Origin of the sequence: Planktotalea frisia (assembly GCF_001890925.1) — a bacterium.
Classification (GTDB): Bacteria; Pseudomonadota; Alphaproteobacteria; order Rhodobacterales; family Rhodobacteraceae; genus Planktotalea; species Planktotalea frisia.
Genome location: NZ_MLCB01000125.1, coordinates 1 through 12122 on the forward strand (window position 1 = coordinate 1; position 12122 = coordinate 12122).

A 12122-nucleotide genomic window follows, 5' to 3' on the forward strand; every position below is an offset into this window, starting at 1 on the left:
CCCGATTACATCTTAGCTGAGCCACAAACCTGTCCGAATTAGTAGGACCACTTCACTCAGCGCAGAGGGCGTCAATTAACGAAGGTTAATAGAGCGCTTTTCAGGGTGTTCTGGCTGGTTTCGTCCAGATATCCGACCAATTTTTGCGAAAATTGGGAACAATCAGCCAAAAGCGTCCGAATGCTTTACCGTGCCCGCGCCGTCGCCACGTTTGTGTAGACCGACGAGGCGCTTAAAGGCCGTCAAGATATAGCCCGATAGCTTCTTCAAGCTCGGTTTCTTCATAGCCAAAATGCGAGATCACCACGCGGCGTAGCTTAAAGAACACCTCAGTGGCGTCGCGAAAGTGCGCATCACTTGGGGTTTGGGTGAGGGTGCTGCCTGCGGCTTCAAGACGTTTGAGAAGTTCGTGCACGATCAAATGCTCTGCGCGTAATTTTTCGACCACCGCTGTCAATGCGGAATTTCCTTTAGCGGCAAGTGCAGGGAACATAGAGTGTTCTTCGATATTGTGGTGCATCGTTAAAACGCGACATTGGTGACCACAGATCGTTCCCACGACTTCGAAGTTTTTGCGCATGTCTGAATGCAGCACGATTTGCGATAGTGCCTCAGGCGGTTCATCCCCCGCTTTGATCCGCTCCAACACTTGCGCGATTTGCGCCATCTCGGAAAGATAATGACGATGGATCGCGGCCAGATGTTTCCCTTTGCGCCGATCCACATCAGTCGCCCCCGCGATAGGTGGCATTTTCGGGCGGGCGTCTTCCTGAAGGGATAGCTGCGCGAGGGGTGTTTTTGATAGATCTAACATGCGCATCGCTTAACGCACCGACACTCTGAACGAAACCTATAAGTTATGAGATCAGTGGTGTTGTAAGTGCGGCTTCGTCTATGCCGACAAGAGAAATATCATCAAAACTTATCCCTGTTGCATTGATGATAACGCGGACTTCGCGATCTATTTCTGTTTCGCTCTGATAAGAAATGATCAACTCGGTGGTTCCTGCGGTTGCATTCTCATCAAGGCGCGCTTGAGTGATCTCAAAGGCGTCATTCATCACCTGCGGTTCGATCAAAATGGCATCGATACCGGGTTCAAAGTCGAGCAACTCCGCCACAAAAACGGATGCAGGGGGCGTCGCGTCCAAGGGAACGTCGATCTCGCGACCCTCGTTGAAGGTCAATTCAAAGATGTCGTTTCCAGCATCACCGCGCAACCCAATAGGCATAAAACGCGGGTCACTTCTAAATGCTTCATCTGCAAGACTAAGAGTGTCTTCGCCATCGCCGCCGGATGCAAAAGTCGAATAGCCCGTTCCAAGTAAGTCACGACCTGTGACCATGATTTGATCATTCCCCTCATCGCCGAAAGCCGCCACATTGCTCATATCTGTGGCATCAATCGTGTCGTTACCTGTTCCGCCTTGGATGGTCACAGGATCATTAACTTGATCGCCAAAGATGTAATCATCACCAGCATCGCCTGTAATGAACGTATTGCCCGCAACGACAACATTGATCCGATCATCGCCGTCCCCGCCAGACACGGTTGAATCGGGCGCGGCCACGTTAATGGTGTCGTTACCAGCGCCGCCATCGACGAGTGCCTCGCTGAAAAGGAAAGGGGAGTTAAGGGTGTCTGCCTCGCCCGTTGGGTTAAGTAAGTCGAACGTATCATCGCCAGCACCGCCGCTAATTGAAATAGCGGTCCCATCAGAGGGAAGGCGTTCGCCCTCGATCAGTACAAACCGGTCGTCACTGCCTGTTCCTGTAGCGGATTGGTTTGAAAGCAGTTCGAACGTTTCCCCTATTTCTTCTGAAACGATTGGCTCCGGACTTGCAGGCTCTAGCTCAGGCTCTGTGGTGTCTTCTTCCACAGTTTCAAGCGCAGGTTCGGGCATCGGGTCGGCCAGGGGAGCGACGGGATCAGGCTCCATGCCTTCGTCTTGTGGAGCGTCTGATGGATCGGGGTCAGTTAGCTCAGAAGTGTTCTCAAATCCAAAAACAACGCCCAGCATCAAAGCAAACATCAGCGCAATAACCCAAATACCCAAACTCCCTCGTACATTTAAAAGATGAGAGTGAGGCGCGAGATTGCGGCATGCAACGAAAATAACAAGAATCTTAGTGATCACGGCGATGCTCTTCTTTGGATTGGGCGCAGATGTTCCCAAACTAGAAACAATCACTGAAGTCAGCGTCGACTTTTGATTAATTCCATACGAGGGCGGCGCGCGCGACACCTAAACACCGCATGGAAATACTGTTGCGAAACAACACTTGCGCCAAGGCAATAACCCCTCTAAACGCACAACTTCTAGTGACCTCCACGGGATTCGTTTGTCACGCTCTTGCGGCAACCTCGTGATGTTGAAAAAGGAATAGGCTATGAACGCCAACGAACTGCGGGATAAAACGCCCGATCAGCTCCGTGAAGAGCTGGCAAATCTCAAGAAAGAAGCCTTCAACTTGCGCTTTCAGCAAGCCACAGGCGCAATGGAATCCACAGCGCGTATGCGCGGTGTGAAGCGCGACGTCGCTCGCGTGAATACCATTCTTAACGAAAAGGCAGCTGCGGCTGCTGCAGAATAAGGAAGTCTCGATATGCCTAAGCGTATTCTTAACGGCGTCGTAACTTCTGACGCAAACGCACAAACAATTACCGTATCTGTAGAGCGTCGCTTTACACACCCGGTTCTTAAGAAAACCATTCGTAAGTCCAAAAAGTATCGGGCGCACGATGAACAGAATGCCTTCAAGGTTGGTGACAAAGTTCGGATTATCGAATGCGCACCTCGCTCGAAGACAAAACGCTGGGAAGTGTTGGAAGCTTAATTCAAGCTTCCGGCGCTTCTTAGGAAGTGAAACCCTGGGGATTTCAGCGCGCATCGCTGCCCCATAGGTCCGGAGAAACCAAATGATCCAGATGCAAACAAATCTGGATGTAGCTGACAACAGCGGCGCTCGCCGTGTTCAGTGCATCAAGGTTCTGGGTGGTTCCAAACGTCGTTATGCCTCCGTTGGAGATATTATCGTCGTTTCAGTTAAGGAAGCCATCCCGCGCGGTCGCGTAAAGAAAGGTGACGTGCGTAAAGCCGTCGTCGTACGTACCGCCAAAGAAGTATTCCGTGAAGATGGGACTGTGATCCGTTTTGATCGCAATGCCGCGGTAATTCTGAACAACAACAATGAGCCAGTAGGTACACGTATCTTTGGACCAGTTGTTCGCGAATTGCGTGCAAAGAACTTCATGAAAATCATCTCGCTCGCGCCGGAGGTGCTGTGATATGGCTGCTAAGTTGAAAAAGGGCGACAAAGTCGTCGTGCTTGCTGGCAAAGATAAGGGTAAAGAGGGCACAATCAGCTCTGTTGATCCTAAGTCAGGTAAAGCAGTTGTAGATGGCATCAACATCGCCATCCGCGCAACACGCCAGAGCCAAACGTCTCAAGGTGGCCGCATCCCGAAAGCGATGCCAATCCAGCTGAGCAACCTGTCTCTTATCGACGCAAACGGCAAAGCAACTCGCGTTGGCTTCCGCATGGAAGGCGACAAGAAAGTGCGCTTCGCAAAAACCACGGGAGACGTGATTGATGCTTGATTCTAGCGATTACACACCCCGCCTGAAGGCTGAGTACCGCGACACGATCCGCGCAGCTATGAAGGAAGAGTTCGGTTACAAGAACGACATGCAAATCCCCCGTTTGGACAAAATTGTTCTGAACATCGGGTGTGGCGCAGAAGCCGTTCGTGACAGCAAGAAAGCCAAATCCGCTCAGGAAGACCTGACCGCGATTGCAGGCCAGTTAGCTGTTGTAACCAAAGCGAAGAAATCCATCGCGGGTTTCCGCGTACGTGAAGAAATGCCACTGGGTACGAAAGTAACCCTGCGCGGCGACCGTATGTATGAATTCCTCGACCGTCTGATCACCATTGCGATGCCACGTGTACGTGACTTCCGCGGTGTTTCCGGGAAAAGCTTTGACGGCCGTGGCAACTACGCCATGGGCATGAAAGAGCACATCGTTTTCCCAGAAATCGAGTATGACAAAGTGGACGAAGTGTGGGGGATGGACATCATCATCACCACCACTTCTGCAACCGACGCTGAAGCTAAAGCACTGTTGAAGCACTTCAACATGCCGTTCAACAGCTAAGCGCGGGAGAGAGAGTTATGGCTAAAAAAGCAATGATCGAACGCGAAAAGAAGCGTGAAGCACTGGTAGCAAAATATGCTGCTAAGCGTGCTGCGCTGAAAGAGATCGCGAATGACGAAAGCAAGACAATGGAAGAGCGTTTTACGGCTCGCCTGAAGCTTGCAAAACTGCCGCGCAACAGCTCGGCCACACGCTTGCACAACCGTTGCCAGCTGACTGGTCGTCCTCACGCATATTATCGTAAACTCAAGGTTTCTCGTATCGCCCTACGTGACCTGGCCTCCCATGGTCAGTTGCCGGGCTTCGTGAAGTCGAGCTGGTAAGGAGATAAGATATGACTGATCCTATCGCCGACATGCTCACACGGATCCGCAACGCTCAGATGCGTGGCAAGTCTACTGTGATGACACCTGCGTCCAAGATTCGTGCTTGGGTTCTGGATGTGCTTGCAGACGAAGGCTACATCCGTGGCTACGAAGCAATGACTGGTTCTGACGGCCACCCGGCTCTCGAAATCAGCCTGAAGTACTACGATGGCATCCCTGTCATTCGCGAATTGAAGCGGGTTTCCAAGCCTGGTCGTCGCGTTTACATGGGCGCTAATGACATCCCAACAGTCCGTCAGGGCTTGGGTGTGTCGATTGTCTCCACCTCCAAAGGTGTGATGTCGGATGCATCTGCACGCTCTGCCCACGTTGGCGGCGAAGTGCTCTGCACAGTCTTCTAAGGAAAGCGTATGTCTCGAATTGGTAAAAAACCAGTCGATCTACCTACAGGTGTTACCGCAGCTGTTTCCGGTCAGACTGTTGAAGTGAAAGGCCCTAAGGGGGCACGCAGCTTCACCGCAACAGACGATGTTACCCTCACAGTTGAGGAAAACACCGTTAAAGTCACACCTCGTGGCAATTCCAAGCGCGCGCGTCAGCAGTGGGGCATGTCCCGCACTCGCATCGCAAATCTTGTGACTGGTGTGAACACCGGTGCCAAGAAAGAGCTTGAGATCCACGGCGTTGGTTATCGTGCCACTTTGGCCGGTAATGTAGTGAAACTGAACCTCGGTCTGTCTCACGACGTCGATTTCGCAATCCCTGAGGGCATCACGATTACTGTCCCGAAGCCGACCGAAATCATCATCGAAGGCAACGACGAACAGCAGGTTGGCCAAGTGGCCGCCGACATTCGTGCGTGGCGCAAGCCTGAGCCCTACAAGGGCAAAGGCATTCGTTACAAAGGCGAGTTTATCTTCCGTAAGGAAGGCAAGAAGAAGTAAGGACCAGTCAAATGGCAAATAGCAAAAGAACTCTGTTTCTGAAGCGCCGTCTGCGCGTCCGGAACAAACTGCGCAAGGTTAACGCGGGACGTCTTCGTCTCTCTGTTCACCGCAGCAACAAAAACATCAGCGCTCAGGTGATTGATGATGTGAATGGCGTTACACTCGCCTCGGCTTCCTCCTTGGAGAAGTCTTTGGGTGTTGTCGGCAAGAACAATGTTGAAGCAGCCACCAAAATTGGTGCTGCGATTGCAGAACGCGCAAAGAAAGCTGGCGTGGAAGAAGTTTACTTCGACCGTGGCGGTTTCCTCTTTCACGGTAAGGTCAAGGCAGTTGCCGAAGCCGCGCGTGAAGGTGGTTTGAAGATCTAAATCACTTGAGAAGAGCTCGCTTAGGCGGGCTCTTCCGATGACCCAGGGGTGCCTCACTCACTAGGATCGAACGAAATTCAGGTGCCAAGTGCGCCACTCATAAAAGGACTGCTCCACATGGCAGAACGTGACAACCGCCGTGGCAATCGCCGCGATGAAACACCGGAATTCGCCGATCGCTTGGTTGCGATCAACCGCGTTTCCAAAACCGTTAAGGGTGGTAAGCGCTTTGGCTTCGCCGCACTTGTCGTTGTTGGCGACCAAAAGGGCCGCGTAGGCTTTGGCAAAGGTAAAGCGAAGGAAGTTCCTGAAGCGATCCGTAAAGCCACAGAGCAAGCAAAGCGTCAGATGATCCGCGTTGCCCTTCGCGAAGGCCGCACGTTGCACCACGATGTCGAGGGCCGTCACGGCGCAGGCAAAGTTGTGATGCGCACAGCACCACAAGGTACTGGTATCATCGCCGGTGGTCCAATGCGTGCCGTATTCGAGATGCTTGGCGTACAAGACGTTGTTGCGAAATCTATCGGTTCGCAAAACCCGTACAACATGATCCGCGCCACTATGGACGGTCTGAAGAAAGAAAGCAGCCCACGCTCTGTTGCACAGCGCCGTGGCAAGAAAGTTGCTGACATTCTGAAGAAGGACGACGCACCTGCTGCGGCCGCTCCTGAAGCAGCTGACGCGTAAGGAGACCTGAGAGATGGCTAAAACAATCGTTGTAAAGCAGATCGGTTCCCCGATCCGCCGCCCAGAAAAGCAGCGCCAGACACTTATCGGTCTTGGCCTGAACAAGATGCACAAGACACGTGAACTTGAAGACACGCCAGCGGTACGCGGCATGGTCAACAAGATCTCTCACATGGTTGAGATCATCGAAGAAAAAGGCTGAATTCAGCCCAGTGGCCTTGCGTGCTGAACACGTAAGGCGACCAGAAAGAACGCCTTCGGATCGCTCCGAGGGCGTTTTTCGTTTTGATACGTGTCTTTCAAAAACTTGCCTTGTCCTATCGTCATGCTACCCTCTCCTTACGCAACATAAGGGCATAGGTATGACACAGACACGACGTGAATTTCTAAAACAACTGCTGCAACGGGGGCGGCCATCACTGTCTTTCCATTTGCCGCAAGTGCTGCCAACCATAGCGGAGACATGTTTGAATCAAGCGCAGGTCCGGTGAAAGTACACCCAATCCGGCATGCTTCTGTGATCATGGAAACACCTGTTGGTGTTCTCTACGTCGACCCTGTTGGTGATCCAAATATTTACGCGAGCCGTCCAAAGCCTGATTTGATCCTGATTACTCATGAACATGGCGACCACTTCAACGCAGAGACGCTTGCAGCGCTTGTTCAAGAGGGTACCAAACTTGTCACCAACCCAGCCGTTTACGCCAAGCTGTCCGAGGAGATGCAAAGCAAATCAGTTCAGGTTGCCAATGGCGAAAGCACCAGTTTTGGCGAGCTTAAGGTCGATGCGATCCCTGCCTATAACCTGACAGAAGAGCGCAAAAATTTCCACCCGATGGGTCGCGACAATGGCTATGTTCTCACCATGGCCGATTTTCGCATCTACCTCTCAGGCGACACGGAGGACATCCCTGAGATGCGTGCGCTAAAAGACATCGATCTTGCGTTTGTCTGCATGAATTTGCCATTCACCATGCCTGCTTCTGCAGCAGCAGACGCTGTGCGCGAGTTCAAACCCAAGAACGTGTACCCATACCATTTCCGTGGCCGAGATGGCGGAACGCAAGATCCACAAGAGTTTGCAGATCTCGTGGGCGATGCCGCGACTGTTCAGCTACGCGGCTGGTATTAAATGATCGGGCAAGGTGCGTGATTTCGCGCACCTTGCCGCCGCTCAATACCCTAGGCTTTGCTTTATGATTGGCAGGAACAAAGCCGCCAATATGCCAACAAGGGCACCCAAGCCAAAGCGTATCCAAGCGCCGCCAAACCGGGGGGCGGCCAAACTTAACACACCACAAATTATCGCGTAGAAACTGAGCGCTGTAATATCCATAGGGCTGAGCTTAGCTCAAGTTGGCGGGTTTGGCATGCCTTTTGTCCTAAGCGCATTCTACTTCAGCAAAGAGCGCAGCAGGTTACGGTACTCTGGCAGCGCGAGATTTGAGAGATCGCAAGCCTGTTCCAACGTGAACCAAGCCAAGTGGGCGTGTTCATGGTTGTTTATATGCGGATCACCGTTTTGCCATTCGGTTACTTTGTAAAAATGATAGACAGGTGGTTGATCAGTGCAGACATGCTTGTCTTCAATTTTCTCAAAATAGATTGGATTTGTAGGCACAATCGCGATTTCTTCCGCTAATTCGCGCGTCAACGCGGCCTCTTTCGATTCTCCGGTTTCGATCTTTCCACCAATGAAATCCCAACAATTAGGGTAAGCTGCACGAAAATGCGCGCGCCTGCCGAGTAGCACTTGGTTGTCGCGCACAATTAGGGCACAGGCATATTGGGAGCTGCGTTTGTTCATTGTCAAAAGACCTTACCTCAATGCCTTGATCTGCGAGCAGGCTACGATCAACAAGCGCGTGCGCCAAGCTTTCATAATCGCGTGCCATTCCTCTTGCTCAAAACCACTCTGCGCTCTATACGCCCCCGAGTGGCAATCCGTGTCACGTACGAATCAATTATACGCCGCGTTCGGCCACTCCCGTCGCTGGGGGTCGCATCCGGCAAAGGAGAAGCGACATGAGACTTAATGAACTGCACGACAATCCAGGTGCCACGAAAAAACGCAAGCGCGTAGGTCGCGGTGTTGGTTCCGGCATGGGTAAGACCGGTGGCCGTGGTATCAAAGGCCAGAAATCCCGCTCAGGTGTAGCGATCAAGGGTTTTGAAGGCGGTCAAATGCCAATCTACCAGCGCCTTCCAAAGCGTGGTTTTAACAACATCAACTCCAAGACACACGCTGTTGTGAACCTTGGTCTGATCCAGAAATTTGTAGACGCAGGCAAGATCGACGCGAAAGCGGCGATCACCGAGGAATCACTCGTTGCTTCCGGCCTCGTACGTCGTATCAAAGACGGTGTGCGCGTGCTTGCTAAGGGTGAAATCACGTCCAAACTGAACATCACAGTGACAGGCGCTTCTAAAGCGGCAGTCGAAGCGGTGGAAAAAGCGGGTGGCTCACTGACGGTCACAAAAGCAGTAGCGGCTGAATAAGAGGTTGTGACGGGGCGACCTAGCCCCTAAGTAACTTTAGACGTTTTCCTAAATGCCGCCTGAGCTGAAAACGCTTTGGCGGCGTTTTACATTCAAAAGAGAGCCGTTCATGGTATCCGCAGCAGAACAAATGGCAGCCAACACAAGTTGGTCCGCCCTTGGCAAAGCCACTGATCTTCGCAACCGCATCCTTTTCACGCTTGGTTTGCTCATCGTTTATCGATTGGGTACGTTTATTCCGGTTCCCGGTATTGACGGTGCAGCCCTGCGTGAATTCATGGAAAGTGCAGGGCAGGGCATTGGTGGCATGGTTTCCATGTTCACAGGTGGTGCTTTGGGGCGGATGGGCATCTTTGCTCTGGGCATCATGCCTTATATTTCGGCCTCCATTATTGTTCAGCTTCTGACCTCGATGGTTCCAGCCTTGGAGCAATTGAAGAAAGAGGGCCAGCAAGGCCAAAAGAAAATCAACCAATACACGCGTTACGGAACGGTCGCTTTGGCGACGATGCAGGCTTACGGTCTTGCTGTTTCGCTGGAAGCGGGCGGTCTCGTGACCGAGGGCGGTCTTTACTTCCGCGCGGCATGTTTGATCACGCTAGTTGGTGGTACAATGTTCCTGATGTGGCTGGGTGAGCAGATCACCGCGCGCGGCATTGGTAACGGTATTTCCCTTATTATCTTCGTCGGCATCATCGCTGAGGTTCCTGCAGCTTTGGCACAGTTCTTCGCATCCGGTCGTTCCGGCGCGATCAGCCCTGCGGTTATCGTCGGGGTTATTCTAATGGTGGTCGTCACCATTGCCTTTGTGGTCTTTATGGAGAGGGCCTTGCGCAAGATCCATATCCAGTACCCGCGTCGCCAAGTTGGCATGCGCGTTCAGGAAGGCTCAAGCTCGCACCTGCCCGTTAAAGTGAACCCAGCCGGCGTTATCCCTGCGATCTTCGCGTCGTCTTTGTTGCTGCTACCAGCGACGGTTTCGACCTTCTCGGGCAACTCTACTGGGCCAATTATGTCCACGCTATTGGCGTATTTCGGACCGGGTCAGCCGCTTTATCTGTTGTTCTTCGCGGCGATGATCATCTTCTTCACGTTCTTCTACACGTTCAACGTCAGCTTCAAAGTCGACGATGTTGCGGATAATCTGAAGAACCAAAATGGCTTTGTGCCCGGCGTACGTCCCGGCAAGAAGACCGCAGAGTACCTTGAGTTCGTGGTTTCACGTCTTTTGGTCCTCGGTTCGGCTTACCTCACTTTGGTCTGCCTGCTTCCTGAAGTCATTCGCGGTCAGTTCGCTATTCCTTTCTACTTTGGTGGTACGTCGGTTTTGATTGTTGTTTCGGTCACGATGGATACTATCCAGCAAGTCCAAAGCCATCTGCTGGCACATCAGTACGAAGGTTTGATCCAGAAATCCCAGCTGCGCGGTAAGGGCGGCAAAGGTCGTAAGAAACGGAGCCCAATTCGCCGATGACAAATATTATTCTGCTAGGACCACCCGGCGCGGGTAAAGGCACACAAGCCGGTATGCTCGTTGAAGAGCGCAACATGATCCAGTTAAGCACGGGTGACATGCTGCGCGAAGCCAAAGACAGCGGCACCGAAATGGGAAAGATCGTAGCAGACGTCATGGCGCGCGGTGATCTGGTGACGGACGAGATCGTGATCGGCTTGATCCGCGAGAAGTTGCAGGGCGACAAAGCGGGCGGTTTCATCTTTGACGGTTTCCCCCGTACATTGGCGCAAGCTGATGCTCTCGGTGAGTTGATGGCCGAGCAGGGCGAGACGCTTGACCACGTGATTGAGTTGCAAGTGAACGACGAAGTCTTGGTAGAGCGCATCGTTGGCCGCGCCGCTGAGGCGGTTGCCGCTGGCGGAACCGCACGTGCTGATGACAACGCCGAAAGCCTGAAGATTCGCTTGATGGCGTATTACAAGCAAACGTCTCCGCTGATCGGGTATTACCATGCAAAGGGTATGCTCAAAGGCGTCGATGGTCTTGGCACCATGGACGGTGTGAAGGCTGATATTGCGGGTGTCTTGGACGCTTAAGTATAAGGTTGATTTAGAGCCTATTGACCATAGCGTCAAAAGCTCCTAATCCACACCATCTCTAACGAGAATCAAACCGTCATAGATGGGTAGCTCCCATCTCTGACAGATCACCTGATCAGCTTAAGCCCTCGGCTCAGTCGCCTAGGGCTTTGTGTTGTGAAAAAAGGGTCCGGCATTACGGACCCGCAACGAAGAAGGAAGTTCCCACTTGGCACGTATTGCCGGCGTAAACATCCCGACCCACAAACGGGTCCCGATCGCCCTCACATATATCACTGGTATTGGTCCAACCTCTGCCAAAGAAATCTGCGAAGCCGTTAAAATCGACGAAACACGTCGTATCAACGAGCTCTCCGATGCAGAAGTCCTCGCAATTCGTGAGCACATCGACGCGACGTACACCGTAGAAGGCGACCTTCGCCGTGACACGCAGATGAACATCAAGCGTCTTATGGATCTCGGTTGCTACCGTGGCCTGCGTCATCGCCGTAATCTGCCCGTTCGTGGTCAGCGTACATCAACGAATGCTCGTACTCGCAAAGGTCCTGCAAAGGCCATTGCTGGTAAGAAGAAATAAGGGAGGACTGACTAATGGCACGCGAAGCTAAACGCGCAAAGAAGAAGGTCTCCAAGAACATCGCCGCTGGCGTTGCTCACGTGAACTCTTCGTTCAACAACACAAAAATCCTAATCTCTGACGTTCAGGGTAATGCGATTTCCTGGTCCTCTGCGGGCACGATGGGCTTTAAAGGCTCACGTAAGTCCACGCCATATGCGGCGCAGATGGCTGCTGAAGATGCTGGCCGCAAGGCCTCCGAGCACGGCGTGAAAACGCTGGAAGTTGAAGTTCAGGGCCCAGGCTCTGGTCGTGAATCCGCGCTTCGTGCGTTGGCAGCGGCAGGCTTCAACATCACGTCCATTCGTGACGTGACGCCTATGGCTCACAACGGTTGCCGCCCACCAAAGCGTCGCCGCGTCTAAGCACTATTATTTTTCGGTAGAGGCTGCATGTCCGCGCGGCCTCTGCTTCGTCATTTTAACCTCGAGCGTTTTGATCTTTTGGACATGAGGTCGAAACAAGG

Annotated in this window: 22 protein-coding genes; 17 read left to right on the top strand and 5 right to left on the bottom strand. The window is 52.6% G+C overall.

The window, feature by feature from the left end; all coding sequences use genetic code 11:
- Positions 1–232: 232 nt before the first annotated feature.
- Both PFRI_RS08640 and PFRI_RS08645 read right to left on the bottom strand, forming a co-directional pair.
- Positions 233–814, bottom strand: coding sequence for a hemerythrin domain-containing protein (locus tag PFRI_RS08640; RefSeq protein ID WP_072630307.1), 582 nt, complete (start codon positions 812–814; stop codon positions 233–235).
- A 43-nt stretch (positions 815–857) separates the two neighbouring features.
- Positions 858–2057, bottom strand: a complete 1200-nt coding sequence (locus tag PFRI_RS08645; RefSeq protein ID WP_072630308.1) for a calcium-binding protein — start codon at positions 2055–2057, stop codon at positions 858–860.
- 334 nt (positions 2058–2391) lie between these two features.
- Here PFRI_RS08645 and rpmC point away from each other — a divergent pair, with 334 nt between their 5' ends.
- The 11 genes from rpmC to rpmD all read left to right on the top strand — a co-directional run bounded on the left by rpmC (position 2392) and on the right by rpmD (position 6688).
- On the top strand, positions 2392–2595 hold the full coding sequence (rpmC, locus tag PFRI_RS08650; RefSeq protein WP_072630309.1) for a 50S ribosomal protein L29: 204 nt from the start codon (positions 2392–2394) through the stop codon (positions 2593–2595).
- Between the two features lie 12 nt (positions 2596–2607).
- Positions 2608–2838: a 30S ribosomal protein S17 gene (rpsQ, locus tag PFRI_RS08655; protein WP_009828361.1), complete on the top strand. Its 231-nt coding sequence runs from the start codon at positions 2608–2610 to the stop codon at positions 2836–2838.
- Positions 2839–2920: 82 nt separating this feature from the next.
- Positions 2921–3289, top strand: coding sequence for a 50S ribosomal protein L14 (gene rplN / locus PFRI_RS08660; RefSeq protein WP_072630310.1), 369 nt, complete (start codon positions 2921–2923; stop codon positions 3287–3289).
- Position 3290: 1 nt separating this feature from the next.
- Positions 3291–3602 carry a 50S ribosomal protein L24 gene (rplX, locus tag PFRI_RS08665; RefSeq protein ID WP_072630311.1) on the top strand — a complete coding sequence of 104 codons (312 nt, stop codon included), beginning with the start codon at positions 3291–3293 and terminating at the stop codon, positions 3600–3602.
- Entirely contained in the window at positions 3595–4158 is a 564-nt protein-coding gene (gene rplE / locus PFRI_RS08670) for a 50S ribosomal protein L5 (RefSeq protein ID WP_072630312.1), read from the top strand. The genes rplX and rplE overlap by 8 nt, the downstream gene beginning before the upstream one ends.
- Positions 4159–4175: 17 nt before the next feature.
- Entirely contained in the window at positions 4176–4481 is a 306-nt protein-coding gene (gene rpsN / locus PFRI_RS08675) for a 30S ribosomal protein S14 (RefSeq protein ID WP_009827563.1), read from the top strand.
- 11 nt (positions 4482–4492) lie between these two features.
- Entirely contained in the window at positions 4493–4885 is a 393-nt protein-coding gene (rpsH, locus tag PFRI_RS08680) for a 30S ribosomal protein S8 (RefSeq protein ID WP_072630313.1), read from the top strand.
- 9 nt (positions 4886–4894) lie between these two features.
- Complete coding sequence (gene rplF, locus PFRI_RS08685; protein WP_072630314.1) at positions 4895–5428, top strand: 50S ribosomal protein L6; 534 nt, start codon at positions 4895–4897, stop codon at positions 5426–5428.
- Between the two features lie 11 nt (positions 5429–5439).
- Positions 5440–5799 (top strand): 50S ribosomal protein L18, encoded by a 360-nt coding sequence (gene rplR, locus PFRI_RS08690; RefSeq protein ID WP_072630315.1) that lies wholly within the window; start codon positions 5440–5442, stop codon positions 5797–5799.
- Between the two features lie 117 nt (positions 5800–5916).
- Positions 5917–6486, top strand: coding sequence for a 30S ribosomal protein S5 (rpsE, locus tag PFRI_RS08695; RefSeq protein ID WP_072630316.1), 570 nt, complete (start codon positions 5917–5919; stop codon positions 6484–6486).
- Between the two features lie 13 nt (positions 6487–6499).
- Entirely contained in the window at positions 6500–6688 is a 189-nt protein-coding gene (rpmD, locus tag PFRI_RS08700) for a 50S ribosomal protein L30 (protein ID WP_072630317.1), read from the top strand.
- Between the two features lie 2 nt (positions 6689–6690).
- On the opposite strand, the gene PFRI_RS21850 is transcribed toward rpmD, so the two are convergent.
- Positions 6691–6813, bottom strand: coding sequence for a hypothetical protein (locus PFRI_RS21850; RefSeq protein WP_281249318.1), 123 nt, complete (start codon positions 6811–6813; stop codon positions 6691–6693).
- A gap of 136 nt (positions 6814–6949) precedes the next feature.
- On the opposite strand from PFRI_RS21850, the gene PFRI_RS08705 reads away from it, so the two are divergent.
- A complete protein-coding gene (locus PFRI_RS08705; protein WP_342742264.1) occupies positions 6950–7618 on the top strand; it encodes an MBL fold metallo-hydrolase in 669 nt (222 codons plus the stop codon).
- A 42-nt stretch (positions 7619–7660) separates the two neighbouring features.
- Here PFRI_RS08705 and PFRI_RS21360 read toward each other — a convergent pair whose 3' ends face one another.
- Positions 7661–7822, bottom strand: coding sequence for a hypothetical protein (locus tag PFRI_RS21360; protein WP_175549244.1), 162 nt, complete (start codon positions 7820–7822; stop codon positions 7661–7663).
- 57 nt (positions 7823–7879) lie between these two features.
- Positions 7880–8293, bottom strand: coding sequence for an NUDIX domain-containing protein (locus tag PFRI_RS08710; protein ID WP_072630318.1), 414 nt, complete (start codon positions 8291–8293; stop codon positions 7880–7882).
- Positions 8294–8511: 218 nt separating this feature from the next.
- On the opposite strand from PFRI_RS08710, the gene rplO reads away from it, so the two are divergent.
- The 5 genes from rplO to rpsK all read left to right on the top strand — a co-directional run bounded on the left by rplO (position 8512) and on the right by rpsK (position 12021).
- Positions 8512–8985, top strand: a complete 474-nt coding sequence (gene rplO / locus PFRI_RS08715; protein ID WP_072630319.1) for a 50S ribosomal protein L15 — start codon at positions 8512–8514, stop codon at positions 8983–8985.
- A gap of 109 nt (positions 8986–9094) precedes the next feature.
- Positions 9095–10459 carry a preprotein translocase subunit SecY gene (secY, locus tag PFRI_RS08720; protein WP_072630320.1) on the top strand — a complete coding sequence of 455 codons (1365 nt, stop codon included), beginning with the start codon at positions 9095–9097 and terminating at the stop codon, positions 10457–10459.
- Positions 10456–11037 (top strand): adenylate kinase, encoded by a 582-nt coding sequence (locus PFRI_RS08725; protein ID WP_072630321.1) that lies wholly within the window; start codon positions 10456–10458, stop codon positions 11035–11037. The genes secY and PFRI_RS08725 overlap by 4 nt, the downstream gene beginning before the upstream one ends.
- Before the next feature lie 211 nt (positions 11038–11248).
- Complete coding sequence (rpsM, locus tag PFRI_RS08730; protein WP_072630322.1) at positions 11249–11617, top strand: 30S ribosomal protein S13; 369 nt, start codon at positions 11249–11251, stop codon at positions 11615–11617.
- 14 nt (positions 11618–11631) lie between these two features.
- On the top strand, positions 11632–12021 hold the full coding sequence (gene rpsK, locus PFRI_RS08735) for a 30S ribosomal protein S11 (protein ID WP_072630323.1): 390 nt from the start codon (positions 11632–11634) through the stop codon (positions 12019–12021).
- Positions 12022–12122 lie beyond the last annotated feature (101 nt).

Excerpts from the sequence above, each read along its gene's own strand:
- PFRI_RS08640 (WP_072630307.1), bottom strand. The coding sequence starts at position 814 with ATGTTAGATCTATCAAAAACACCCCTCGCGCAGCTATCCCTTCAGGAA.
- rpmC (WP_072630309.1), top strand. The coding sequence starts at position 2,392 with ATGAACGCCAACGAACTGCGGGATAAAACGCCCGATCAGCTCCGTGAA.
- rpsQ (WP_009828361.1), top strand. The coding sequence starts at position 2,608 with ATGCCTAAGCGTATTCTTAACGGCGTCGTAACTTCTGACGCAAACGCA.
- rplN (WP_072630310.1), top strand. The coding sequence starts at position 2,921 with ATGATCCAGATGCAAACAAATCTGGATGTAGCTGACAACAGCGGCGCT.
- rplX (WP_072630311.1), top strand. The coding sequence starts at position 3,291 with ATGGCTGCTAAGTTGAAAAAGGGCGACAAAGTCGTCGTGCTTGCTGGC.
- rplE (WP_072630312.1), top strand. The coding sequence starts at position 3,595 with ATGCTTGATTCTAGCGATTACACACCCCGCCTGAAGGCTGAGTACCGC.
- rpsN (WP_009827563.1), top strand. The coding sequence starts at position 4,176 with ATGGCTAAAAAAGCAATGATCGAACGCGAAAAGAAGCGTGAAGCACTG.
- rpsH (WP_072630313.1), top strand. The coding sequence starts at position 4,493 with ATGACTGATCCTATCGCCGACATGCTCACACGGATCCGCAACGCTCAG.
- rplF (WP_072630314.1), top strand. The coding sequence starts at position 4,895 with ATGTCTCGAATTGGTAAAAAACCAGTCGATCTACCTACAGGTGTTACC.
- rplR (WP_072630315.1), top strand. The coding sequence starts at position 5,440 with ATGGCAAATAGCAAAAGAACTCTGTTTCTGAAGCGCCGTCTGCGCGTC.
- rpsE (WP_072630316.1), top strand. The coding sequence starts at position 5,917 with ATGGCAGAACGTGACAACCGCCGTGGCAATCGCCGCGATGAAACACCG.
- rpmD (WP_072630317.1), top strand. The coding sequence starts at position 6,500 with ATGGCTAAAACAATCGTTGTAAAGCAGATCGGTTCCCCGATCCGCCGC.
- PFRI_RS21850 (WP_281249318.1), bottom strand. The coding sequence starts at position 6,813 with ATGACGATAGGACAAGGCAAGTTTTTGAAAGACACGTATCAAAACGAA.
- PFRI_RS08705 (WP_342742264.1), top strand. The coding sequence starts at position 6,950 with ATGTTTGAATCAAGCGCAGGTCCGGTGAAAGTACACCCAATCCGGCAT.
- PFRI_RS21360 (WP_175549244.1), bottom strand. The coding sequence starts at position 7,822 with ATGGATATTACAGCGCTCAGTTTCTACGCGATAATTTGTGGTGTGTTA.
- PFRI_RS08710 (WP_072630318.1), bottom strand. The coding sequence starts at position 8,293 with ATGAACAAACGCAGCTCCCAATATGCCTGTGCCCTAATTGTGCGCGAC.
- rplO (WP_072630319.1), top strand. The coding sequence starts at position 8,512 with ATGAGACTTAATGAACTGCACGACAATCCAGGTGCCACGAAAAAACGC.
- secY (WP_072630320.1), top strand. The coding sequence starts at position 9,095 with ATGGTATCCGCAGCAGAACAAATGGCAGCCAACACAAGTTGGTCCGCC.
- PFRI_RS08725 (WP_072630321.1), top strand. The coding sequence starts at position 10,456 with ATGACAAATATTATTCTGCTAGGACCACCCGGCGCGGGTAAAGGCACA.
- rpsK (WP_072630323.1), top strand. The coding sequence starts at position 11,632 with ATGGCACGCGAAGCTAAACGCGCAAAGAAGAAGGTCTCCAAGAACATC.